Raw genomic sequence first — 24,953 nt, 5'->3', positions numbered from 1 at the left:
AAACCGTCAAAATTAGCACTGTTTAGATTATTAAAAAAGACCAAACAAAAAACGGGGAATTAAGCTAACTCTTCCCCGTTTCCTTTTCAATCATTATTATAGTTCATTCAATAAGCTTTCCATCTCATTTAATTTCTCTTCAAACACCTTACACGCTTCCTCAATCGGCGTTTTACTAGTCATATCTACTCCCGCTTTTTTAAGTACTTCAATTGGATAATCGGAGCTTCCTGCCTTTAGGAACTCAATATATCGTTCCACCGCAGGCTTTCCTTCCTCTAATATTTGTTTACTCAATGCAGTTGCAGCACTATAACCAGTTGCGTATTGATACACATAGAAATTGTAATAGAAATGTGGAATTCTTGACCATTCTAAGCCAATTTCCTCGTCAATTACGATATCTTCATCTCCAAAATACTTTTGATTTAAGGCATAATATTCCTTTGTTAATAAATCAGCTGTTAATGGCTCATCATTACTTGCCTTTTCATGAATTAATTGTTCAAATTCAGCAAACATCGTTTGACGGAATACGGTACCTCTAAAGCCTTCTAAGAAATAATTAAGTAAGTATAGACGTTTTTGTTTATCCGTAATGGTTTTCAGTAAATAGTCATTTAATAAGGATTCATTACAAGTAGATGCAACCTCAGCAACAAAAATCGAATAATTCCCATATGGATATGGTTGTGATTTTCTTGTATAGTAGCTATGCACAGAATGACCAAATTCATGAGCTAATGTAAATAAATTATTAACATTATCCTGCCAGTTCATTAATATATAAGGATTTGTACCATAGGCTCCAGAAGAATATGCCCCACTTCTTTTCCCCTTATTTTCCGGAACATCCACCCAGCGATTTTCAAATCCTTCTTTTAAAATAGAAGTATACTCTTCTCCAAGAGGAGCCAAACCTTTCACCACTAAATCTTTTGCTTCTTCATATGGTATTTCCATTTTCACATCTTTTACTAATGGTGTATAAAGATCATACATATGTAGCTCCTTCACACCTAGGACTTTTTTACGAAGCTTCACATAGCGATGCAATAATGGTAAATTTTTGTTTATCGTTTCCACTAAGTTTTCATACACTTGTTCTGGAATATTGTTCGCAGCAAGTGCAGCATGTCTTGGAGAATTATAGTTTCTTATCTTTGCATTGAATGTATGATTTTTCACTTCTCCACTTAAGGTTGAGGCAAAGGTATTCTTAAATTTTCCATAGGTGTCATAAACCGCCTTAAAAGCATCATGGCGTACACGTTGGTCTGCACTTTCTAAAAAGCGAGAATACCGACCATGTGTAACCTCTACCTCTTCCCCATTCTCATCCTTAATACTTGGGAATTCCAAATCAGCATTATTTAACATTCCAAATGTATTACTAGATGAATCCAACACTTCGGAAGCTTGTGCTAATAATGCTTCCTGTTCTGCACTCAAAACATGGGGACGTTGTAAATTGATTTCTTCCAACGCCTTTTTATACAGCTGTAAATCTTTCTTTTCTTCTAAAAACCCGTTAATTACTTTTTCATCAATCGATAATAATTCCGGAACCATATATGCTAGTGCACTTGCAGCTTGTGCATATAAGCTTTTAATACGCCCATCTACACCTTGATAGTAACTATTCGTTGTATCTTGGTCATAGCGCATATGTGCATATGTATATAATTTTCCAAGTCTTGATAATAGTTCATCTTGATATTGTAAAGCTTCATAAAGAACATCAGCACCATCAGCTAACTTGCCTTGATAATCAGTTGCCTTTTGAGATAACTTCTTTACTTCTTCCAATTCTTTGTCCCATTCTTCATCCGTTGCGAAAATATCCTCTAATCTCCACGTATCTTCTGTTGGAACCTCATTGCGCAATGGTAATTTCTTTACACCTGTTTCAGTTGACATGTTCATCCTCCACTCTTCTTTCGTGATACGAAAATACATCTTAATAGATACTTCTCTTTTTATTAACTATTTCCTTCTTATTCTAACAAATTTCCCGTTTAATTCCGATTTTGTAGCTTACATATCTATACCACTAGCATATGTATTTTCTACTTTTTCATTTATCGTTATGCTTATCAAAAAGATTTTTCAATTTGTTATAAAATACCACTTCCTCTTTTGTCTGTAATCGATAATCTCTTATCTTTTTTACAGGAAGAAGTCTAAAAAAATCTGGTTTTATTTCTTCCAAAACTTCGAGGCTTACCAGAATGCGTAAATATTGCTGAACTACTGTTTTCCATTCTAATTTTGGTAGAAAAGGAAATTCTCTTATTTTTACTTGTCCCTTATTTATTCTTTCTTGGAAACATGTATAGATTTTTTGCAATGGATATATTTTCATTTCTCCCCCAAGGTAAAAAGTATCTAGACAAATATATGCCTGCCAAAATATTGGGGGAGTTTCAATAAGGAAACCCTCTTTTAAAGGGATGCCGATAAATGGGGGCAAAAAATGGGGATGTAAAGCTCTAGCATATAGCTCTTTTAAAAATTGATCATTCATTTTTGTTAGGTAATGTAAATCCTTCGTCTTTTGTCGATGTATCATCTCTCGCCAATAAGAGTAATGTAACTTCCTACTAGGAAATGTTGGAAGGTCTCCATCTATTTTTACTAATGGATAGGAATACGTGGAGATAAATGTTTGGGAGATAGAGATGGGGATAGGATTTTGAAGCAAATAAAAGACTTTATCAAATGGACAATATGTTGGAAGAAGATACTGCCCCTGATATGATGTGAAAAAGTGATAAATAAATGCGGAAAGTTTCAATTTGATAGGGTTCCATTTTTTCAATTGTTGGAAGCCAATAATCCAAATGGGGTGAATGTTTATTTTTTGATAGCCAGCTGTACGTTTTTTTACTAACTGCGGAGAAATGACAGCACATTGATATTCGATAACGTACTTTTTATTATTCCAGATAAAGCTAATATCGGCTCGTTGCTTTATTTCTGAATAATACGGCTCTAGTTGCGGCTCTAGTTTTAACTGAAGGAGCTTTTCATACAATTGCAGCTTACCTTGCAAATGATAAGAAGACTCTGCCTCTCCATTTGCTTTACACCATTCTTTCCTTTCATGCGCAAAATGAGTAATCTTTTTTTCACCCATTTTCAGAATGACACGGCCTTTACATTCTGGACAATATGTCGGTATGCTTTTCAACACTTTTAATTCGTCCTTGTCTTTGATAGTAAATAAATTTATAATGCTTCCTTTTTCGGTTATAGCTGTAAACAAATAAAAAATCCCTCCTTTTGATTTCTTCTTTTACTTATTCTTTTTCGTCCTTACTATTCCTTCAAAAAGATTATTTTTATTTATAAATAATGCAAAAAGCTATCTTTGTCCATAAAAGATAGCTTTCCCTGCTATAATAATGGAGACAATAATCTAGAAGTAGATTCGAGCATTCTATATCCATAATGTCTTTTATTAAAGCTGTCCACTTCTAATTCGATCGAATGTTTGATATCTTCTATATAATCTTTAACTAGTTTTTCTGTGCTTCTTGTTTTATATAAAAAAGCACTCACTTCAAAATTCAAATGAAAGCTTCTCATATCCATATTGCAAGTTCCGATGGAGGCTATTTCTCCATCAACTATAATTATTTTGCTATGCATAAACCCACGATTGTATTCAAAAATCCTTACTCCCGACTCTAATAATTCTGGAAAATAAGAACGAGAAGCATGGAAAACAATTCGTTTATCTGGTTTACTTGGAACAAGTATTCGAACATCTACCCCACTTAAAGAAGCTATTTTAATGGCAGAAAAAATATCTTCATCTGGAATGAAGTATGGAGTAGCAATCCAAATCGATTCTTTAGCGGTCGTAATCATGCTGAAAAAAATATTTTTGATGACACTCCATTCATTGTCAGGCCCACCAGCAATCAATTGTACTCCACCATGTGAATTCCCCTCAGAAACAGGTGTTAAGTATTCCTCTGTTAAAAAGCTATGATTGGTCATATAGAACCAATCTTGAAGAAAAATTAATTGTAAGGATCTCACAGCATTTCCTTTCACCAGTAAATGGGTGTCTCTCCAATAGCCAATCGAAGGATTTCTTCCCAAATACTCATCCCCAATATTTAACCCACCAACAAAACCGACATTTCCATCAATAATAATGATTTTACGATGATTTCTAAAATTAAATTTACTATTAAAAAAAGGCATTTTAACAGGACCAAAAGCAATAACCTCGATACCCGCCTCTTTCATTTCTAATCGAAACCTTTTAGAAAGCTGCCAGGAACCAACTGCATCATATAAAAACCTTACTTGAACTCCCGCTCTTGCCTTCTCCACTAATATCTGTTTTATCTCTTGACCAATAGCATCATCTCTTACAATATAATATTCCATGTGAATATGGTGTTTTGCTTGCTTTAGTTCAGCTAAAATAGTATTAAATGTCTCCTCTCCATCTGTTAACACCTGAGTGGAGGTGCCAAAAGAGATGGGACTATTCCCCAGTTTCTCTGCTAGATGAAATAAATTGCGTTGATGTCCATCCAGTATCTTTCGCTTTTCTTCTTTTTTGGAGCTAATTTCTTGCTCAATCTTAAGAAATGCTTCTTTATCCAAAAAGTACTTTTTCCGATACACTCTTTCTTTCTGATAGTTCCTACCAAAGAATAAATAGAAGACAAAGCCGATAATCGGAAAACTACCTAATACTATTAACCAAGTTAGCGTTTGAGTTGGATGTCTATTTTCAAAAAAAATGACAAAGCCGATAAAAATAACCGATAAACTAATAACTAAACTTAACTGTCCGTAAATACCACCCTGAACGGAGAAAAATAAATTAAATACATAAACAAAAAGAGCTGCTACAGCAAAAAATAATCCTAACCTAGCAGTATGATTCATGACAGACACCGCCATTCTCCCATTTACTTACATTAAGCCTATATTTATCAATTATTATTATTCCCTTATATTTACCCACAATGTCAATAAAGTACACTCATTATAAACTTCTATATCTCTTGCTTTAAGAAGCTGTATTGTATAGAACTCTTTAGGATAGTGTGGACTTCCCATTTTCTATAGCTGTCTATATCTATTCAAAAAACTCCACACTTATACATGCTTTCTTCTTTACTTATGTAAAAAAACTCCACAATGCAAGGTGATTACCGAACAGTGTAGAGTTTCCGTTAAACTTCATTATATTTAATTTTGAACCCCAATTATTTAATGAAAGTACTTTCGCAACTCCATAAATACTTCATTCTCAATAATAACTTTTCCATATTCTTGAAGAACATGAATGGTCATTTTGGAATCCTCTTGAGCATATTCAAGTATAATACTTAAAGCATTTTCAACTTCCTCTTCCGGTATTTCCTCATCAAGGAATTGTACAAATAAGTAATATTTTTCTTTATAGCTGTAAAGCTTTGTATCAATTCCTTCTAATCCTTGTAATTTTGATAAGGAAATGATATCTTCAAAATCTTTAAATGTTAAAATAAACTCAAGACTTTCATCATACTCTTCTTCCCCATCTTTAATAGTGAAGTGTTGATCCATTAAGTCTTCAAAACGTTCATCAATTGGTAAATCCTTTAGCTTATCCTCTGGAATAGAAATTTCAAACTTCTGTCCGTCTTTAGAAAGTTGTGCCTTAGTCACCAGAATTTCTAACCCTTTCTCTAGTGCTTGAACTTGAATCCATAATGGTCCATCAAATATGAAGTCTTCTTCTTGATGGACTTCATCCATCATTTCCCAAAACAATTCTTCACTGCGTTCCCGATTATACCAAATCTCCTCACGCTTAAATCCACGCTCTTCTATATCAATATACGAAATATAAAACTTTACTGTATGATCATTAATTCTTTCAATTTCCATACGCTTACACTCCCTTCAGACTATGATGGAAGGGACAAGAGACCCCCATACAGATTTGTTTTATTCCTTACAATAAATCTTTCTGAAATAAAAATTTGTATTTTCCTCGTATTGTACCTTGTACCTTATATTTTATGATAAAAGCAGTATAAATGGAATTAAAATATCTTGGGATTAAAAAAAACCATTAAATGCCTATCCATAAAACATTCACAATTTTTAATTTTTTAAAATAAAAAGAACTTTATTCAGCATAGAGAGATTATTTCTTTTTTAATACCATATTCCTGTTTAGTTATATTTAGTAGTATTACCTCACAGAAATTATTTCAAACTAAAAAGAAAAAGCAATAACTAACAGATTTAACCAAATATAACCATTTATTCACGGTGAGGTCAGAAATGATTTCTCGCACCTTATTAAGGGCAACACTTAGACCTTTACGAATAAAAGAAAAATCTGACCAAAGGATGACAAATTGCCATCGCTTAAAGTCAGATCTTTTTTTATACTTCTTATTATTAGTTAACTAATCGTTGAGCTTCTCTTAATTGGAAAGTACGAACTTTTCTTGGTAAGAATCGACGTATTTCATCTTCGTTGTATCCTACCTGCAGCCTTTTTTCATCAATAATAATAGGACGTCTCAATAGTCCTGGATTATTTTGGATGATACCAAATAAATCTTGTAGCGGCATTGTTTCTAAATTCACATTTAGTTTTTGAAAAGTTTTACTTCTTGTTGAAATAATTTCATCTGTTCCATCTTCAGTCATACGAAGAATTTCTTTTATCTCGTCAATTGAAAGTGGTTCAGAAAATATATTTCTTTCTTTATAAGCAATTTCATGTTCCTCTAACCATGCTTTTGCTTTTCTGCAGGATGTACAACTTGGTGAAGTGTATAATGTTACCATTTTACAAATTCACGCTCCCTTTATTTAGACATGTAATTAACTACATTCATTATAATTATAAATAACTTGAATCTCTTTTTTCGAAAATTCTTAAATTATAATTAATTCAATCAAGTAATTTATATTAATTATTATACACTAATTGTTTGCATTATGGTATATGTTTTGAAAAAATTATCCACAAGTATGATTATTTTCTGTTAATAAATTGCTACTCTTACGTGATTTGTTGTTATTCTCCTCCTTTATGTAAGAAAACTCGTGATTATTATACGAATTTCCCTTAAAATTTATTGCTTATCATTATAGACGTTTGAAAACAAAAAAAGTTTCAACTATTTATCGTTTCTGTTAAAATATTTGTTCTTTAAATATACTTTATTTTTCATTACCCTATTTTCATTATCTTTAAACCTCTTCCTATTCTCAATTAAGAATGTTTTAATGAAAATAGGAAGGGCTTTTTCTCAAAGGAAATTTCCCTATTATTCAAATCGTTTCCTTCTCTTAAAATAACCTAGTTAAATTTCATCAAATATATTTTTGTGTTCTTCTTTATTATTAAGCTGTACAACTTTTTCAACCGGTTCATAAGGTTCACCGTAAAAATGGATGTCCTTATACGTATGAATTTTATTATAAGTCTTTACCATTGACTGATATACGACATCTTCTCCTTCGTTATTAGGTGCCCAATAGAGAATTTCCATTGCATTAACTTCTCTAGTTGCCAATGACATACGTCTGTATCCAATCGTTTTCGCATGTTTAAATCCTTCACGTTGATAAAACTTTAATCTCTTTTTCGTATCACTATCTTTATAATTAATTGGTTCTACTTCTAATATAATAGGTTTTTGCTTCGCTTTAAGCTTTTCCACTAATTGATGTCCAAGACCTTGACCTCTTGCTTCATTGGAAACAAATAAGTAATCAATAAAGATAAAATCCTCTGCTTCCACATACATTAACACATGGTACTTTCCTTCATCCTTATGATAATATTCCGGAAAATCCTTTAATAATGCCTCCATATGTTCTTGTGATTTCATTTCTTCTACAGGAAAATATTCATTTAGCTTATCATACCAATGCATGCATTAATCTCCTTTTTGTTCTTTATTACTCGGCTTATAATTAACATTTTTCGTATAATTATTCCCAGCATTCCAAAGTAAAAACTCAGAAACCCCTTGATCATTTAACGCTTTTATCTGCTTTTGGATTTCCTCTTTTCCATATACTTGATAATTATTTTTCCCTAGCCAAGTGGCTGTAAAATCTTGAAGCCAAGGTCTTGAAATAGGTGCATTTTCTATTTGGTCTAACTTTTGCTTTTCTACTTTTATATATTCGCTTATGAGTTCATAAGGATGGAGATCAGGTTTTTCAATGCCGAAATAGTCTGTCCAATGACTTGGATATATCATAGAAGAAATAACATCAACATGGCTACTTATCTTTGAAAAATTTTGCCCGATTCCTGGTGCTTCATCCAAAGTTGCTGTGTATCCAAATATATCAACTGAAACTTTAACGTCAAATGGTTCTAATTTTTCTTTGGCATATTGAACAAAGTCTGTAACAGCCTCTACCCTTTTGTCCCCATCAGATATATTTAATTTCTCATATTCACCTTTAGAATAGCTTAATTTATCTCCTTTGTTTTCAAAGCCTTCTGGAAAGCGAACATAATCAAATTGTATCTCTTGAAAGCCCATTTTAGCTGCTTCGATTGCAAGATTAACATTATAATCCCAAACCCTTTTTTCAAAAGGATTAACAAACGCTTCCCCTCTCCCATTTGTCCAAACCTTTTTTCCTTGGACAAAAGACCATTCTGGTTTTTCCTCAGCTAGTACCGAATCCTTGAAAACAACAATACGAGCAATCGGATAAATTTTCTCTTTTTCAAGCCGTTCTAATAAAGACGTCATATTTTTTATAGAGTGACTGCCAATGTTCCGATAAGGAGAACTTTCTTCTGGCATAAAGGTTAAATTACCATGATCTTCTTTATAATCAATTACCATTGCATTTAAATCTGTATTTTTTACTAAATCGATTAATTGATTCCACTTGCTCCCTCCAATGGAGTGAGAATTTACATATATACCTCTTACAGCATCAGGATAGGAAAAGGTAAAAGTATTTGTTTTCAATCTTGGCAAAGAGAGTGGCAATTGTTTTTTCATAATTTCCATTTGTTTTGTTGGCTGTTTAGGTATAACATTCTCCCCCTTAGCAAAAGCAACATTGGGGATTAATAAAAATATACTTAACCCGAAGGATATTAGTTTTTTATTCATAGTGATAACTCCCATCTATGTACAGTATAAATTATCTACTACCAGGGTATAAATTATGTATTCCTTTTATTGTAACAACTCAAACAAGCTAATGCTATTACTGTTTTCTTCCCTTTATATAGATAGGAGCTTAGCTAAATATAAAAAAGTCGACAACCTCATTATGCTCTGAGATTATCGACTTGGTAGATATTATTATTGTTTCACTTATGCTTTATATTTATTATATTCCGCTTCAGAGCAATAAACAAAATGGCCTGGTTTAATTTCTCTCATTTTAAGTTCTTCGCCATCATTGTATTGATGAACGGAAGGATCATAAACCGTTCTTTTTCTTGTACGCTCTGTTTCTGGATCCGGAAGAGGAATTGCTGATAATAAGGACTGTGTATATGGATGAATAGGGTTATTATATAACTCCTCTGCAGGAGCAAGTTCCACTAATTTTCCAAAATACATAACACCAATACGGTCACTTATATACTTAACCATGGATAAATCATGGGCAATAAATAAATACGTTAATCCTTTTTCCTTTTGAAGCTTCTTCATCAAGTTAACAACCTGTGCTTGAATAGAAACATCTAATGCAGAAATCGGTTCATCTGCAATGATAAAGTCAGGATCTACAGCTAATGCACGCGCAATCCCGATTCTTTGTCTCTGTCCACCTGAGAATTCATGGGGATAACGATTAGCGTGCTCTTTATTTAAACCAACTGTTTGAAGCAGTTCGTATACCTTTTCCATTCTTTCACTTCTGTTCTTCGCTAAACCGTGAATATCAATTCCTTCTGCAATGATATCAGCAACAGTCATTCGCGGATTTAATGAAGCATATGGATCTTGGAAAATCATTTGCATTTTACGATTAAATTTCTTTAAATCTGCTCTTGATTTTCTTCCATGCACGTCTTCTCCATTAAATAAAACTTGACCGCCTGTTGCATCGTATAGGCGAATGATCGTTCTCCCAGTCGTGGATTTCCCACAACCAGATTCTCCTACTAATCCAAGTGTTTCTCCTTTGAAAATATCAAAAGTTACATCATCTACTGCTTTAACAAGGTTAGGAGTACCAACATTAAAATATTGCTTAAGATTTTTTATTTCTAATAATTTTTCAGCCACTTATTTCTCCTCCTTTACTAAAACTGGTACTTCAAAGGTAGAGGGTAGCTTTCTTATTCTTTCTTTAACAGAAGCAGGTGGTTCTACTGTTGGTGCATTAGGATGTAATAACCATGACTTTACAAAATGTGTTTCTGACACTTGGTATAAAGGTGGTTCTTGTTCGAAATCAATTGCTAATGCATACGGATTTCGAGCTGCAAAGGCATCTCCGACTGGAGGATTTGTTAAATCTGGTGGTGTTCCCGGTATCGCCGCAAGCTCATCTTCATTATCATTATCTAAGCTTGGCATTGACGCAAGAAGTCCCCAAGTATAAGGATGTCTTGGATCGTAGAAAATCTCATCTACAGTACCCATTTCTACAATTTGCCCTGCATACATAACAGCAACGCGATCCGCTACATTTGCAACAACCCCTAAGTCATGAGTAATGAAGATAATACTTGTATCCATTTTCTCTTGTAAATCTTTCATTAAATCCAAAATTTGCGCTTGAATCGTAACATCTAATGCTGTTGTTGGTTCATCAGCAATTAATAAATGAGGATTAGCTGCTAAAGCAATGGCAATCATCGCACGCTGTCTCATTCCTCCAGAAAACTCGTGTGGATATTGGTCCACTCTTTTTTCTGGTTTTGGAATACCAACTAAGCTTAGAAGCTCAATTGCTTTCTTCTTGGCTTTTTCTTTGTTCATTTGCTGATGTTTAATCAGCACTTCCATAATTTGTGCTCCAATTCGCATGGTCGGATTCAAGGATGTCATTGGATCTTGGAAAATCATACTCATTTCTTTTCCTCGGATGCTTTCCATCTCTTTATCTGTTTTTTGTACGATATCTTCTCCATTAAATAAAATCTGTCCGCCTTTAATATGACCTGGAGGCATAGGAATTAATTTCATTAACGTTTGCGAAGTAACACTCTTACCTGATCCAGATTCACCAACAATTGCTAATGTTTCTCCTTTATATAGATCAAAGGATACTCCACGAACTGCCTGCACTTCTCCTCCATACGTATGGAATGAGACTTGTAAATCCTTTACTTCTAATAATTTTTCCATTTATCTCACTCCTTACTTACGTAGTCTTGGATCAAGGGCATCACGTATTCCGTCCCCAATAACATTAAATGCAAAGATTGTTAAACAAATAAACATTGCCGGGAAGAATAAACGCCATGGATAATATTGCATTGCACCGATTCCATCATTAGCCATTGTTCCCCAGCTAGCTAATGGAGGAGTTAAACCTAGTCCAAGATAGCTTAAAAACGCTTCTGTAAAAATAGCGTTTGGCACAGTTAGTGTTAAAGTAACAAGGATTGGCCCCATTGCATTGGGAATTAAATGCTTGCCCATAATTCTTGAAACGCCTGCTCCTAATGTTCTAGAAGCAAGTATATATTCTTGACTCTTTAAAGATAATACTTGTCCACGAACCATACGGGCCATATTTATCCAACCGGTAATACTCATCGCTAGAATCATTGTCCAAATTCCTTGTCCAAGCACAACCATTAGAAGGATTACAAGTAACAGGTAAGGAATACCATATAATACGTCGGCTATACGCATCATCACCTCATCGGTTTTTCCACCTTTATAACCTGCAATTCCTCCCCAAATTACCCCTATCACTAAGTCGATAAATGCAGCAGCAATCCCAATAAATAGAGATATCTTTGCACCATACCAAATACGTTCAAACATATCTCGACCCAATTCATCGGTACCAAAATAATGCTCTGCACTTGGTGGTTGGTTGGTTTTTGATAAATCATTTTCATAATAGTTGTATGGTGTGAGGAATGGCCCAACAAATGCCATGACGATTAAAAGAATTAATAGTACAAGTCCAAATACTGCAAGTTTATTTTTCTTAAAACGAGTAAATACATCTTTCCAAAAGGACAAACTTGCCTTTGAAATCTTTTCCGATTCAACACTGCTATTGCCTACTATTTCAAATTTATCTTTCGAAATTTCTTGCATCTTTACTCTCCTTTCTTCCCGCCCGATAGTTTAATTCGAGGATCTATTAATCCGTACAATAAGTCGACAAGAAGAACAGATACTAACAGGATAATACTATAGAAAACAGTTACTCCCATAATTGCTGTATAATCACGGTTATTTATACTTTTTACAAACTGTGATCCCAGCCCTGGAATACCGAAAATTTTCTCAATAACAAAGCTTCCTGTAACAATCCCAGCTGATAAAGGTCCCATGTATGAAACAACTGGAAGGATTGCATTGCGGATAGCATGCTTAACAGTAATATTAAAGCCACTAATTCCTTTAGCTTTTGCTGTTTTAATATAATCATTGCTTAATACTTCTAGCATGGAAGATCTAGTTAAACGGGCAATGAATGCCGTTGGACCAGCTGCTAAAGCTATTGCTGGCAAGACACTTTGCATAAATGTTCCCCATCTTGCTACAGGGAAAATACCTAGTTTCATCGCAAAAATATATTGTAAAAAGGCAGCCATAATAAAGGAAGGTACAGATATTCCTAATACAGCAACAATCATGGCTAAATAATCTTGCCATTTATTATGCCTTAAGGCTGCAATTACTCCTAAAGTAACACCAATTGCTAAAGCAATGAAAATAGCTTCGATTCCCAGCACTAATGAAACAGGGAATCCTTCATTAATTAATTGATTAACAGTCTGACTCTTATATTTAAAAGATGGACCGAAATCCCATTGAACTACACGTAGCAAATACTCTCCATATTGAACATACCAAGGTTGATCAAGACCATAATGGGCATTTAAATTTGCTTCGATTGCAGGTGGCATTTTCTTTTCCGATGTAAATGGGTTACCCGGTGCCATCCTCATGAAGAAAAACGTTGCTGTAATGATTAACCATAAGGACAGCGCCATAAACAGCAAACGTTTTGTCAAGTACTTTATCATGGTTTTACCTCCATTTTTTTCTAAAACACCGCCAATTAGAAAGCAAGAGGATGTCTTAGGGAACGAGCTTACTTGAAAGTATCACTCGTTAAATAAGACAGCCTCTTTTATCTCTTAAGCTTTGTACGTTCATGAATAGTTTCTTCTTATCTAATTTACACAAACAATTTAATAATACTTCTCCTAGAATATACTATCCCATTTGCGGATTAGACTTTGACTTACCTATACATAATCGTGGATTAAAGTAATTCCTTTAATTATTCAAAATGTGCCCATTTTAACTGAGCTTCCCCTAAACCTGATATTACTACATCTTTAAGGTTCTCTTTTTGTACCCATGTATTTGTATAGAAATATACAGGTGCAATTGGAAGTTCATTCATTAAAATAGTTTCTGCATCTTGTAATAATTGTTTACGTTTAGCTTCATCTGTTTCTTTTTGTGAAGCATTAAGAAGCTTTTTGTATTCTGGATTTTCCCAGCCAGTGTCGTTATTTCCTCCGTTTGCATCACGATACAATTCTAGGAAATTAAATGCGTCATTGTAGTCACCAGACCAAGACATACGTCCGATTTGATAGTCACCAGAATCAATTTTTTCTAAGTAAACTTGCCATTCTTCGTTGTCTAATTCTACATTAATGCCAAGGTTCTTTTTCCACATATCTTGAACAGCTTGCGCAATTTTGGCGTGTGCTTCACTTGTGTTATAAGATAATGTGATTGCTGGTAAATCTTCTACACTAGCATAGCCTTCTTCCTTCAAGCCTTTCTCAAGAGCGGCTTTTGCTGCTTCGATATCATTATCTTTAAAGTAACCTTTTTCGTTTTCAGCGAACATTGTTGGAGGAACAACTGCCATAGCAGGGATTTGTCCACCTTGTGTAATTTGCTCAACAATTGCTTTACGATCAATTGCATATGTTAATGCTTTACGAATATTTTCATTGTTAAATGGCTTTTCTTCTGTATTAAATTTATACCAATAAGTTCCTGCTATTGCTTTAATATTAAGGTCCCCATTGTCTTTTAAAGCTTTAATTGCATCTGTAGGTAATGAACCAAATGGTAAACCAGCCCAATCTAATTCATCATTATCAAACATGCTTAACTCTGTTGTTGGATCTTCTACCATAGTCATTTCTACTGTTTCTAATTTAACTGTGTCAGCATCCCAATAGTCTTCATTCTTTTCTAGAAGGATTGACTCACTATGATTCCATTCTGTCATTTTGAAAGGACCATTTGTTACATAGTCATCTCCAGCATCTTTATACCAATCTGGATTTGCTTCTGCTACATTTTTATTCACTGGGAAATAAGTATAGAAAGCTAGTAATTGTAAGAAGTAAGGTGTTGGATTCACTAACGTTACTTCTAAAGTCTTTTCATCTACTGCTTTAATAGCAACATCATCAAGACTACCTTCACCATTATTTGCTGCTTCAGCACCTTTTATGGAATACAGTTGATATGCATATTGAGATTGGTTTTGAGGATCGATTGCCCATTTCCAAGCATATTCAAAATCTGCTGCTGTTACTGGATCACCATTTGTCCATGTTGCATCTTCACGAATTTTGAAAGTGTAGGTTAATTGATCATCTGAAACCTGAATATCTTCGGCCATAGCTGGCTGAGGAACTCCATCTTTATCAATACGAGTTAATCCTTCAAATGTTTGAATTAACACTCCACCTGATGTTGAATCTGTAGCTAATGCTGGATGTAATGTTGGTGGCTCTGAAACAATGTTCAAACGTAGGCTCTGTGAAGATTTATCACTCCCACCTTTGTCATTACCACACGCAGCAAGAAAAGCACTTAGTACAAGCACTAAGCTCATTAGTACAAGCATTCTTTTTCTCATGTAATTACCCCCTAAAAATTTTTTCCTCAAATGGAACTTCGAAAATAGCTTTCCCATTCTAAACCTTAGAATACACAAGCAATCATTTCCTAAATAGTCAGTCAATTATAACAAACGACTATTAATTGTATAAAACGACCTTAAATGAAAACTCCCATACATAGCGCATAAAATATTATTTCAAAATAACTATTTCGCTAGTTCAATCTTTTATGTATTCTTATGTGTTTTAAATAGTCTGAAATATTACTACCTAATCCATTCGTAATGACAATTATATAATTGGAATATTTTTTACGCAAGAATAATGTAGAATTTTGTAGAATAAAAACAAATCAGAAATATGCAAATCTACTGAATAATTATATTAATATAAATTTATTCGAATTATTATAATTAATAGAATCCATTTACCTATACATTTCATTTAAAATCCCCCCCATTAAAACCAAGCCTTCTAAAAAAATCACTATTTTTTTCTGTTAAAAACGACAAACTTTGAGAAATCAGCCTTTGAATATAAACTAATCATGCTAAAATGGATATAATAATGATTATAATTAAGTTTCTGGGTTCTCTTTTTTTTACTATACTAACTAGCAAGTTGCTTTCTGAATCGAAAGTTACTTCAACATAGAATTGCTGGTAGAAAGCCTAGTAAATGAAATGAATCGCTTGTTTAAGCGAAACAAACGTGTCCAGAATACATATTGGAGGAAGTATATTTTATGAAAACTATCTTTTCGGGGATTCAACCAAGTGGTACCATTACATTAGGAAATTATATTGGTGCTTTAAGTCAATTTGTCGAGCTTCAAGACGAATATAACTGTTTCTTCTGTATCGTTGATCAACATGCTATTACGGTACCTCAAGATCGAATGGTGTTAAGAAACAATATACGTAGCTTAGCTGCCCTATACTTAGCAGTGGGCATTGATCCGAATAAAGCTACTCTATTTATTCAATCGGAAGTACCTGCACACGCTCAAGGTGCCTGGTTAATGCAATGTATCTCTTATATTGGTGAATTAGAAAGAATGACGCAATTCAAAGACAAATCTACGGGTAAAGATGCAGTTTCTTCTGCGTTATTAACATATCCACCTCTTATGGCGGCAGATATCCTTTTATATAGCACAGATATCGTTCCAGTAGGAGAAGACCAAAAGCAGCATCTAGAATTAACTCGTGATCTTGCAGAAAGATTTAATAAAAAATACAATGATATCTTAACGATTCCTGAAGTTAGAATTCCAAAAGTAGGCGCAAGAATTATGTCTCTTCAAGATCCTACGAAAAAAATGAGTAAATCGGATACAAATAACAAAGCAACCATTACATTATTGGACGAACCAGCACAAATTATTAAGAAAATCAAAAGTGCTGTTACAGATTCAGAAGGCATCGTTAAGTTTGATAGAGAAAATAAGCCTGGCGTTTCCAACTTGCTTTCGATTTATTCGATCCTCTCTGGAGAAAGCATTGAAAGTCTTGAAGCAAAATACGAAGGTAAAGGCTATGGAGACTTCAAATCAGATTTAGCAAATGTTGTTGTGGAGGCATTGAAGCCAATTCAACAGAAATATAATGAGCTAATGAATTCGACAGAATTAGATGATATTTTAGATGAAGGTGCAGCAAAAGCAAATAAAGTTGCAGGTAAAATGATTAAAAAGATGGAAAACGCGATGGGATTAGGTCGTAAACGTCGTTAATTCCTTCCTATGAAAAAGTTAATACTTAAAAATATGAACTTGTATACAGTCTAAAGCCCGATGAAAATTCATCGGGCTTTTTCATTCCTTATTAATTTTTCATGTTTTTTGAAGATGGCAACTATTAATTTACCTTCGGACCATGTTCCATTTCCCATAGCTTTTCAAAAAAAGGCTGACCTTTTATAATATTCTCACAAAAATGCTCATGCTTTTTTGTCCAACCGTATTTTGTGCATTCATATAGTTCATTCCATGCATGTTCAAAATCTAAATGCTGAATCTCAAAATAACGTTCTGGACTCCATTCTGTATACCAATAGCGAACCTCTGCCACATTTTCAGAAGAATATAGTTGATCTAATGCCATAAATAACAATTGCTTTAATTGTCTTTCCTTTCTCGTTAAACCGTTCATCACATGAGGCTCAGGAGATAGGATATGGAATTCTTTCTTTTCTTCATTATTTTGATAGTTATAATAAATCGTTTCTTGATTTTCCAGTAATTCATAAGCCAATTGTTCTTGTCTAGGTATCATTCGACTCTTCCGAATCGGAACAGAATATCCTATTGTATCTACTACTAAAAGTCCTATTCCATCAGAAACTACAAAACAATAATCCAATTGAATTCTTTCATGATTTTTTCGTAGATATGCTTTCTGATAAATTTCTTCTAATAATTGTCGTGGTAACTCCGCCAGGTCATTTTCTATGTAATTAAATAAACAAGAGTCTACTTTTAATAGCGGTACCTGATCCAATAATTCAACACCATCATCTTTTCTCCATTCATGGAAGTGACAAACATTATATCCGTTTTCTTCCCCTTCAAACCAATTTACCCAAACATCATGAAGATACTGCATATTTTTATCCCTCACTTCAACAACTGTTTGTCCATAAGTATTGGCAGAGCTTAGTATATTTATTCCTATTTTCAAAGGATTATTTTTTATTCCTCTATTTATTATGAAAAATAGCTATCTTTCGTGCATTCACTTTGCTAGGTACTTTTCTTCTTAGATACTCACTAAGACGAATGATAAGCAGAACCTATTATCATAATATGTACAAACTTTCCTTTACATGTCTTTTTATTTCCTTTTATCCCATTTGTGTTATTTATCCGGTTAGCCTATTCTAGTAAAAATAAAATAGACGAGCAGTTTTCTATACTCGTCTTTGAACTCTTTAAATAAATGCTTCACTTTTTATCGTAAACTGCATTTTTCCTGTTATTTTTCTTTTTCTCTTTTCATAATAGGAATTAACAAGATGAAATCCTGTGTTATAACCAATCATCTGAGGATATCGTCCATATCCATACAAGAGTTGATCATGTTTCTCCTCTGTTTTTTTAACATCTAAATATTCCTTTAGCTCTTTATCCCAAAATTGCTTTATTTTATCTTCATCATATAGGTGACACCAGCTTGCATTATAAGCTTCCCCACAGTTTTCTTTAACAGCAAGCTCTGCTAGCCCTTCCATAACAATAGAATCTAATAAAGTATACTCTTCTATTGCCTTTTGTTGATAATGAATACGACATACATGGTGGTATTCATGAATAAAGAGCGCTTCTAATTCTTTAACGTCTGTTACTTCTCCAATAAATAAAAAAAGCTGATTCGGGAACGATACTCCAGATTTATTTTCCTCTCCTCTCCAAGTCATCTGAAAAGGAAATAGATAAATAGGTATATCTGGTCCATTCCATTTTTTCTTATACTTATGAAATATTCGCTCTATTTTACTCCATGTTTCTAATTCTTTCATTTGCTCAAAAGTCTGTTTTGAACGTCTTGAAGGCTTATACATTCCAAATCCACTTAAATATCGATAAATATTTTGAGGCTCATCTCCATCAAAGGACGCTTGCATGTTTTCACATATAGTAGTCGGCTCATAAAAATGATCCTCGAGCCATTTTTTTGTATCGATTACCCCCACCAAAATATCCCCTTTATTTCATATTCTTCTGTTCATTTAAACAGTATATGGATTATGAATGGATAAGTTCCAAGACAACTAATCACGGAATATGAAAAAGGGATATGGGAAGAAGTACAATTAAAGTACTTCTTCCCATATCCCTTTGGATAAAAAATTATCTATGTGTTTCTTTCATGATTCTGCTTCCACATCCACAAATAATAGAGTGCTTCAATTTTTTGATTGGCTGTTTACACTCTAAACAAATTATCTCGTTTTTTTGTTTATGCTTTTGCACACTGTTCACAGGTTCCGTAAAACTGGAGACTATGGGAGCTGATATTGAATTTAGATATGGATTTCGCAAATGATTCTACCTCCCTTAAAGTAGGATACCAAATATCTACTATCGCACCACAACCGTTACAGACGATATGATAATGTTCATCTTTTTTCCATTCATATTTACTTAATCCTTCACCAAATTGGATTTCTTTTAATAATTCTAATTCCGTGAATAAATGGACGTTATTATAAACCGTTGTAATACTTACTGATGGCATATTCTCATTTAGAACATGGTAAATTTCATCTACTGTCCAATGCTTATTGTCTTTTGTAAGTATATTTATTAATTCTAGCCTTTGAGGTGTTAGCCGAACATTCTTTTCTTTCAACAAGTCTTTAGCCTTTTCTATACTAAGCATAGAATTCTTCCTTTCTATGTAATTTCTCCTTATATACTAGTTCACCATCAAAAAGAAAGCGTTTTCTTTTAACGTTAATCATTTCCGAATTTTCTACCTTAAATAATAGAATTATAGTTTTAATTATATACACTTTATAATAATAGTCAATATTAATTTAAAATTATTATAATTAAAGATTTTATCGTTTCTTTTTTACAATAAAAAAACTGCTAAGACTCGATTTTAATCGAATCCTAGCAGTTTTAATGTATGACCTATTTTTAAGTAGTTGCCTTTTAAACAAACCTACAAAGATTACATAAATAACCGAAGTATTTTATTGATATTTTTTAAACACAATTGTAGCGTTATGGCCGCCGAATCCTAATGAATTACTCATAGCTACATTTACTTCTTGTTTTCTTTGAGTATTAATTACATAATCTAAATCGCAATCTGGATCTGCTGTTTCAAAATTAATGGTTGGTGGAAGAATGCTGTCTCTTATTGCTAAAACACTAAAAATGGCTTCAACTCCACCTGCTGCACCAAGTAAATGGCCAGTCATGGATTTTGTGGAACTCATCGGAACTTTATAGGCATAATCTCCAAAGACCTCTTTAACAGCCATTGTTTCAAATTTATCATTATACGCTGTGCTTGTTCCGTGTGCGTTAATATAAGAAACATCTTCTGGTGCAAGTCCTGCATCATTAATTGCCATTTTCATAGCTCTTGCTCCACCTTCTCCTCCTGGTGCAGGGGAAGTAATATGATAAGCATCTCCTGTGGAACCATATCCAACTATTTCTGCATAGATGTTAGCACCTCTTGCTAAAGCATGCTCTAGTTCTTCTAGCACAACAATCCCAGCACCTTCTCCAATTACAAATCCATCGCGGTTTGCATCAAATGGTCTACTTGCCGTTTTAGGATCTGGGTTAAAGGATAAAGCCGTATTTGCACAGAAACCAGCTACAGACATCTTTGTAATAGGAGCCTCTGCTCCACCAGTAATCATCGCATCAGCATCTCCACGCTGAATAACTTTAAATGCATCTCCGATAGAGTTTGTTCCCGTTGCACATGCCGTAACAGTACAAGAATTCACTCCTCTTGCACCTAATGTAATCGAAACTTGTCCAGATGCCATATCTGGAATTAACATCGGTACAAAGAAAGGACTTACTCGTTTATAACCTCTTTTTTGGAACATTTCATATTGATTTTCAAAAGTTTCCATTCCGCCAATCCCTGAACCAATCCACACTCCAATACGAGGAGCATTTTCATCCGTAATTTGTAAATTAGCATCCTTTACAGCCATCATGGAAGCTGCAACTGCATATTGTGTAAAGCGATCCATCTTTCTAGCATCTTTTTTTTCCATAAAATCTTCTGGATTAAAATCCTTCACTTCTGCAGCAACTTTTGCTGGATATTCATCTGCATTAATTCTTGTTAGTGGTCCAATTCCTGACACACCAGCAACAATATTATCCCAGGTAGTTATTGCATCATTCCCAAGCGGTGTTACAGCTCCAATACCAGTAACAACTACTCTTTTATTCGTACTCATGTCCTATTCTCCTTTTCTATATCCAGTTTATATAAACGTGTTTTTTTCATTTAAGCGATATTTTATTTCCCCCAGCGCATAGCAATTGCTCCCCAAGTCAAGCCTCCACCAAAGCCGACCATTACAAGCACATCATCTTCTTTAATTTTGCCAGCCTCTAACTCTTCCACTAATGAGATGGGAATAGACGCAGCACTTGTATTTCCATATTTATGAACTGTTTTGGATAATTTATCTTCTGGCAAATTCAATCTTTGTCTTGAAGCTTCCATGATACGAATGTTCGCTTGGTGTGGAATAAGGAAATCTACATCTTCCTTGGACAAGCCTGCTTTTACCAACACATTTTCACTGCTTTCGCCCATTTGACGAACGGCAAATTTAAAAACTTCTCTACCATTCATGTAAATATGGTCTTCATCATCTAAATAAAGATGTTTTCCACCAGAACCATCTGCACCTAATTCAAAAGAAAGGATTCCTCTTCCTTCTGAAACTTTGCCTAAAACTGCCGCTCCAGCTCCATCACCAAATAGAACAGCCGTATTACGATCTTCCCAATTTGTAATTTTAGAAAGCTTTTCTACACCAATTACTAACACATATTTATAAACGTCTGTATCAATAAATTGCTTAGCTGTTACCATTCCATACATAAAACCTGCACATGCAGCGCTTAAATCCATTGCTGCTGCTTTTTTCGCACCTAATTTTTCTTGAATCATACATGCAACAGAAGGAAAGGACTGATCAGGAGTAACTGTTGCAACCATAATCATATCAATATCTTCTGGATGAATACCAGCATCGTCAATTGCTTTCTTAGCTGCGGCCAATGCAATATCCGATGTATTAGTATTGTCGTCTGCAATTCTTCGTTCTTCTATACCAGTTCTTGTTCTTATCCATTCATCATTTGTATCGACCATTTTTTCTAAATCAAGGTTTGTTAAAATTTTTTCTGGAAGTTCACGGCCAATACCAATTATTCCTGTACCCAAAGCTTTCAGCTCCTTTTATATTCACCGGTTATCCGGTATGTCTTTCTCTTTTATCTCTTATATATTACTCAGTGATTCTAAAAAATAAAAATAAGCCTGTGTTGTTTCACTTAGTTTACCCTAAATTGTCCAATCTGGACTTAATAAGATGAATTTACTATTACATTAATACAGTAATATATTATTATCAATTATTATGACTTGGTACTAATTTTATCAAATTACTCCTGTATTTTGCAACATATTTTGTTTTCTATTATATTGGTCTAAGCATTTTCCGATGTTTTTCATAGCATATTAAGAGCTTATCTAAGATCGTATGTTATAGGAGGTAGAACATGGAGGATCATAAAGACGAACGCTTTGATGAGAAAGAAAAAAATGAGATGAAATTAGAAGAAGAAGCAGAAGTTGATCACTTCTCTCTATTTATGTTTGGTACAAACAGTCGTTCCTTAAGAAAAAATAAGAATGTAGACCATTCTCAACTAACGGAGGAAGAGCCTTCCATTAGGAGAAGAGTTAAAGGAGATGATTGGATTTTTGGTAGAGGTAACGAGAAGTCCAATCAGGTGGAGGAAAATGAAGAAAATGAAGAAAATGAAGAAAGCGCAAACTTTGATGCGATTGCAACCTTCTTAAATCAAATTGACCTTGAACTCCTTATGAAGAATGTAGATATGTTTATGACATCTGCTAATGATTTAAAGCCTATATTCAAAAAAATAACCCCTTTTATAAAAAAATGGATGGATTAACTCGTAATAATCTGATTACTGTTAATCCATCCCCTTTTTATGGATTATAATAGATTTATTAAAAACACTCATTAGATACCACCTTTTACTTAATAGCAGTATTTTATATGTTTTTCTTTCCCCCATAAAGACAAGTTATCCCTTCCTTACAATGAAGAAACATCTTTTCCATTTTACTCGAAATTAGTCCCTTTAATCTGAAAGCTTAACCCTTTTATTTCTCATTTGGGAGTTTTCCTGTCTTTTTATAATGATTCAAATCTTTCTGTATGGATTCAACAATATCATAATCGATACTTGGACTAAAATTGCCTAAATAAATGGTACCTTCTTTTATTCCACAGGATTGAGTACCAGGTTGAAGTTCCCCTTCATCAAATGCTGTGGCAATTTGTTCGTAGAGTTTAGGGATATCTTGAATCGTGCTTGTTAACACCGTATATTTGCCAATATTGGATTGATCAGAAATATATCCAATGGCATGCAGTCCCTTTTTTTTGATGTTTTCTACTATTTCCACACTAAATCCATAACCAACAGGATAAACAATATCTACATTCTGTCTTATTTGATTATCTAATAGGTTCATCGCCTTTTCGCGATTATCCCAATCATTCACAAATTCTTTAATAACTTGGGCACTTTTATTGACATAGTGGACCCCATCTTCAAATCCCTTTACTTCTTCCTGCCAATCATAAGCACCGATTACGCCAATAGTATTTGTTTTCGTCGTTTGTCCCGCTACCATCCCACCAAAGAAACCCATTGGGTAATTTTCAAACTTTATATTAGTTGTATTTTCTTTTGTTGCCGGTTCTCTTCCATTTAAACTGACAAAGTGAATAGAGGGATATTTTGATGAAAGGATATTAAAATACTGAACAAAATCACTACCATGTCCAAAAATCAAATTTACACCTTTCGCCTCAAATTCTTTTACTGCTCTTTCCGTAATGGTATAGGAATCAATCGACTCTTTATAAAAGACATCCACATCAAATTTAGTATGGATATTTAACAATCCTATATAGCCTTTTGTTCCCCACACTTGATCACTTACTGTACCACTAACAAGGAGCCCCACTTTTTCAATCTTTCCTTTTTTACCAACAGACCCATTTAAAAAAAGGAAAAGAAAAAGAACACATACAATTAGAGGAATGATAATTAAAATCTTTCCTCTAATTGGTTTATTCCGAATGTTCATTAATGTTCTTTTCATTATTAATACTCCTATAACACTATTAAATTCTATACAATAAATGATGCTTTCTCTGTTTATCTAAATTCGCTGAAATGCTGCTTGTATTTATTACAATTACCTCTTTTAAATATACAGAATATTCTACATCTTTACAAATGGTTTCAGGTATATCCCATTTTAAATGTTCTAAGCATCTTTGCCAATGATTTGTTACATTACTTTTTAATAGAATATTATTATTTTGTCCTTTTTTTGTCTGTTTTACTACTTCCATTACTGCATCATCGATAAAAATTGCATCTTTTGGATATTCTCTTAAGCTAAAATGAATGGATTCTTCTCCTTCTATTAACTGTTGGAACAAAAAATTATTTGGTTGCCAAGGTCCATACAATGTAGGCATATGTACCATCTGAATCGGATAGTCATTCCACTCTTCTTTCATTGTGGAAAATAGCTCATTTTCTTTTTCTAAAGACATAATATTTACTAGAAAAACTAGTTTTTTCGCAATTAGAAATTTCTTGTCAATACGATCAATAATATGACTTTTAATTATCTCATACACAGAATGTAGACTTTCTATTGTATATAGGTCAAAAAAAAGAAAATCACTATGTGAATCTTGAAGGATTGAATCAAGGTGATTCCAGCTTATTTCACTGAAATTAGCATTTCTCCCTATCTCCATCCTTTTATCTTCTATATCATCAACATGAATGTTTGGGAAAGACACACCGATTATCTCCTCTCCCTCTTCTAACAATGCTCCGCATATATGAAAACCGAGGAATTGATATGCACCGAATACTATTGCCTTCTTCATAAAAAGCCTCCCATAAAAAAATACTTAATGTATACATATGCATGCAAATGCTAAATATTTCGTAGTACCTTAAGAAATGCAATGGTAACGCTGATTCATTCTGGTAAGGAAATGACTAAAGATGTTGTTCAAAAAATAGTTACCTGAACAACATCTTTTT

At 33.6% G+C, this 24,953-nt stretch carries 21 protein-coding genes; 2 read left to right on the top strand and 19 right to left on the bottom strand.

Translation table 11 applies throughout. From position 1 onward, the window contains the following. Positions 1-96: 96 nt before the first annotated feature. The 12 genes from pepF to NYE52_RS05830 all read right to left on the bottom strand — a co-directional run bounded on the left by pepF (position 97) and on the right by NYE52_RS05830 (position 15,075). Positions 97-1,920, bottom strand: coding sequence for an oligoendopeptidase F (gene pepF / locus NYE52_RS05885; RefSeq protein ID WP_341192206.1), 1,824 nt, complete (start codon positions 1,918-1,920; stop codon positions 97-99). 157 nt (positions 1,921-2,077) lie between these two features. Beyond that, on the bottom strand, positions 2,078-3,268 hold the full coding sequence (locus NYE52_RS05880; protein ID WP_341192205.1) for a competence protein CoiA: 1,191 nt from the start codon (positions 3,266-3,268) through the stop codon (positions 2,078-2,080). A 131-nt stretch (positions 3,269-3,399) separates the two neighbouring features. Then, entirely contained in the window at positions 3,400-4,917 is a 1,518-nt protein-coding gene (gene cls / locus NYE52_RS05875) for a cardiolipin synthase (protein WP_341195124.1), read from the bottom strand. 327 nt (positions 4,918-5,244) lie between these two features. Further along, entirely contained in the window at positions 5,245-5,907 is a 663-nt protein-coding gene (mecA, locus tag NYE52_RS05870) for an adaptor protein MecA (RefSeq protein ID WP_341192204.1), read from the bottom strand. Between the two features lie 522 nt (positions 5,908-6,429). Next, positions 6,430-6,825 carry a transcriptional regulator SpxA gene (spxA, locus tag NYE52_RS05865; RefSeq protein ID WP_031538220.1) on the bottom strand — a complete coding sequence of 132 codons (396 nt, stop codon included), beginning with the start codon at positions 6,823-6,825 and terminating at the stop codon, positions 6,430-6,432. A 521-nt stretch (positions 6,826-7,346) separates the two neighbouring features. Next, positions 7,347-7,922: a GNAT family N-acetyltransferase gene (locus tag NYE52_RS05860; RefSeq protein WP_341192203.1), complete on the bottom strand. Its 576-nt coding sequence runs from the start codon at positions 7,920-7,922 to the stop codon at positions 7,347-7,349. A 3-nt stretch (positions 7,923-7,925) separates the two neighbouring features. Then, entirely contained in the window at positions 7,926-9,134 is a 1,209-nt protein-coding gene (locus NYE52_RS05855) for a putative glycoside hydrolase (RefSeq protein WP_341192202.1), read from the bottom strand. Between the two features lie 207 nt (positions 9,135-9,341). Beyond that, positions 9,342-10,265 carry an ABC transporter ATP-binding protein gene (locus NYE52_RS05850; RefSeq protein WP_341192201.1) on the bottom strand — a complete coding sequence of 308 codons (924 nt, stop codon included), beginning with the start codon at positions 10,263-10,265 and terminating at the stop codon, positions 9,342-9,344. Then, the gene (locus NYE52_RS05845) at positions 10,266-11,333 is read right to left on the bottom strand and encodes an ABC transporter ATP-binding protein (protein WP_341192200.1); all 1,068 of its coding nucleotides are present in this window, start codon (positions 11,331-11,333) and stop codon (positions 10,266-10,268) included. It abuts the gene before it with no gap. Between the two features lie 12 nt (positions 11,334-11,345). Beyond that, positions 11,346-12,263 (bottom strand): ABC transporter permease, encoded by a 918-nt coding sequence (locus NYE52_RS05840; RefSeq protein ID WP_341192199.1) that lies wholly within the window; start codon positions 12,261-12,263, stop codon positions 11,346-11,348. Between the two features lie 2 nt (positions 12,264-12,265). Continuing rightward, complete coding sequence (locus NYE52_RS05835) at positions 12,266-13,201, bottom strand: ABC transporter permease (RefSeq protein ID WP_341192198.1); 936 nt, start codon at positions 13,199-13,201, stop codon at positions 12,266-12,268. 260 nt (positions 13,202-13,461) lie between these two features. Continuing rightward, a complete protein-coding gene (locus NYE52_RS05830) occupies positions 13,462-15,075 on the bottom strand; it encodes a peptide ABC transporter substrate-binding protein (RefSeq protein ID WP_341192197.1) in 1,614 nt (537 codons plus the stop codon). Positions 15,076-15,803: 728 nt separating this feature from the next. Here NYE52_RS05830 and trpS point away from each other — a divergent pair. Beyond that, positions 15,804-16,793 (top strand): tryptophan--tRNA ligase, encoded by a 990-nt coding sequence (gene trpS, locus NYE52_RS05825; protein WP_341192196.1) that lies wholly within the window; start codon positions 15,804-15,806, stop codon positions 16,791-16,793. 124 nt (positions 16,794-16,917) lie between these two features. Here trpS and NYE52_RS05820 read toward each other — a convergent pair whose 3' ends face one another. The 5 genes from NYE52_RS05820 to NYE52_RS05800 all read right to left on the bottom strand — a co-directional run bounded on the left by NYE52_RS05820 (position 16,918) and on the right by NYE52_RS05800 (position 22,002). Continuing rightward, complete coding sequence (locus NYE52_RS05820; protein ID WP_341195123.1) at positions 16,918-17,664, bottom strand: YjbA family protein; 747 nt, start codon at positions 17,662-17,664, stop codon at positions 16,918-16,920. Positions 17,665-17,989: 325 nt separating this feature from the next. Beyond that, positions 17,990-18,751, bottom strand: coding sequence for a DUF2268 domain-containing protein (locus NYE52_RS05815; protein WP_341192195.1), 762 nt, complete (start codon positions 18,749-18,751; stop codon positions 17,990-17,992). Positions 18,752-19,017: 266 nt separating this feature from the next. Beyond that, complete coding sequence (locus NYE52_RS05810) at positions 19,018-19,440, bottom strand: Fur family transcriptional regulator (protein ID WP_341192194.1); 423 nt, start codon at positions 19,438-19,440, stop codon at positions 19,018-19,020. A 319-nt stretch (positions 19,441-19,759) separates the two neighbouring features. After that, the gene (gene fabF, locus NYE52_RS05805) at positions 19,760-21,001 is read right to left on the bottom strand and encodes a beta-ketoacyl-ACP synthase II (RefSeq protein ID WP_341192193.1); all 1,242 of its coding nucleotides are present in this window, start codon (positions 20,999-21,001) and stop codon (positions 19,760-19,762) included. Between the two features lie 62 nt (positions 21,002-21,063). Then, on the bottom strand, positions 21,064-22,002 hold the full coding sequence (locus NYE52_RS05800; RefSeq protein ID WP_341192192.1) for a beta-ketoacyl-ACP synthase III: 939 nt from the start codon (positions 22,000-22,002) through the stop codon (positions 21,064-21,066). A gap of 338 nt (positions 22,003-22,340) precedes the next feature. Between NYE52_RS05800 and NYE52_RS05795 the strand changes: the two genes are divergently transcribed. After that, complete coding sequence (locus NYE52_RS05795; protein WP_341192191.1) at positions 22,341-22,760, top strand: hypothetical protein; 420 nt, start codon at positions 22,341-22,343, stop codon at positions 22,758-22,760. Between the two features lie 214 nt (positions 22,761-22,974). On the opposite strand, the gene NYE52_RS05790 is transcribed toward NYE52_RS05795, so the two are convergent. Together NYE52_RS05790 and NYE52_RS05785 are read right to left on the bottom strand one after the other, a co-directional pair. Next, the gene (locus NYE52_RS05790) at positions 22,975-23,985 is read right to left on the bottom strand and encodes a BMP family ABC transporter substrate-binding protein (RefSeq protein WP_341192190.1); all 1,011 of its coding nucleotides are present in this window, start codon (positions 23,983-23,985) and stop codon (positions 22,975-22,977) included. Positions 23,986-24,007: 22 nt separating this feature from the next. Continuing rightward, on the bottom strand, positions 24,008-24,793 hold the full coding sequence (locus tag NYE52_RS05785; protein ID WP_341192189.1) for a hypothetical protein: 786 nt from the start codon (positions 24,791-24,793) through the stop codon (positions 24,008-24,010). Positions 24,794-24,953 lie beyond the last annotated feature (160 nt).

The organism is Niallia sp. FSL W8-0635 (assembly GCF_038007965.1).
Classification (GTDB): domain Bacteria; phylum Bacillota; class Bacilli; order Bacillales; family Cytobacillaceae; genus Niallia.
Note: the sequence above shows the minus strand (reverse complement) of the source record. Positions and strands in the feature narration are given on the sequence as shown.

Coding starts and splice junctions, on each gene's coding strand:
- pepF (WP_341192206.1), bottom strand. CDS start 1,920: ATGTCAACTGAAACAGGTGTAAAGAAATTACCATTGCGCAATGAGGTT.
- cls (WP_341195124.1), bottom strand. CDS start 4,917: ATGAATCATACTGCTAGGTTAGGATTATTTTTTGCTGTAGCAGCTCTT.
- mecA (WP_341192204.1), bottom strand. CDS start 5,907: ATGGAAATTGAAAGAATTAATGATCATACAGTAAAGTTTTATATTTCG.
- spxA (WP_031538220.1), bottom strand. CDS start 6,825: ATGGTAACATTATACACTTCACCAAGTTGTACATCCTGCAGAAAAGCA.
- NYE52_RS05860 (WP_341192203.1), bottom strand. CDS start 7,922: ATGCATTGGTATGATAAGCTAAATGAATATTTTCCTGTAGAAGAAATG.
- NYE52_RS05855 (WP_341192202.1), bottom strand. CDS start 9,134: ATGAATAAAAAACTAATATCCTTCGGGTTAAGTATATTTTTATTAATC.
- NYE52_RS05845 (WP_341192200.1), bottom strand. CDS start 11,333: ATGGAAAAATTATTAGAAGTAAAGGATTTACAAGTCTCATTCCATACG.
- NYE52_RS05840 (WP_341192199.1), bottom strand. CDS start 12,263: ATGCAAGAAATTTCGAAAGATAAATTTGAAATAGTAGGCAATAGCAGT.
- NYE52_RS05835 (WP_341192198.1), bottom strand. CDS start 13,201: ATGATAAAGTACTTGACAAAACGTTTGCTGTTTATGGCGCTGTCCTTA.
- NYE52_RS05830 (WP_341192197.1), bottom strand. CDS start 15,075: ATGAGAAAAAGAATGCTTGTACTAATGAGCTTAGTGCTTGTACTAAGT.
- trpS (WP_341192196.1), top strand. CDS start 15,804: ATGAAAACTATCTTTTCGGGGATTCAACCAAGTGGTACCATTACATTA.
- NYE52_RS05820 (WP_341195123.1), bottom strand. CDS start 17,664: ATGCAGTATCTTCATGATGTTTGGGTAAATTGGTTTGAAGGGGAAGAA.
- NYE52_RS05810 (WP_341192194.1), bottom strand. CDS start 19,440: ATGCTTAGTATAGAAAAGGCTAAAGACTTGTTGAAAGAAAAGAATGTT.
- fabF (WP_341192193.1), bottom strand. CDS start 21,001: ATGAGTACGAATAAAAGAGTAGTTGTTACTGGTATTGGAGCTGTAACA.
- NYE52_RS05795 (WP_341192191.1), top strand. CDS start 22,341: ATGGAGGATCATAAAGACGAACGCTTTGATGAGAAAGAAAAAAATGAG.
- NYE52_RS05790 (WP_341192190.1), bottom strand. CDS start 23,985: ATGAAAAGAACATTAATGAACATTCGGAATAAACCAATTAGAGGAAAG.
- NYE52_RS05785 (WP_341192189.1), bottom strand. CDS start 24,793: ATGAAGAAGGCAATAGTATTCGGTGCATATCAATTCCTCGGTTTTCAT.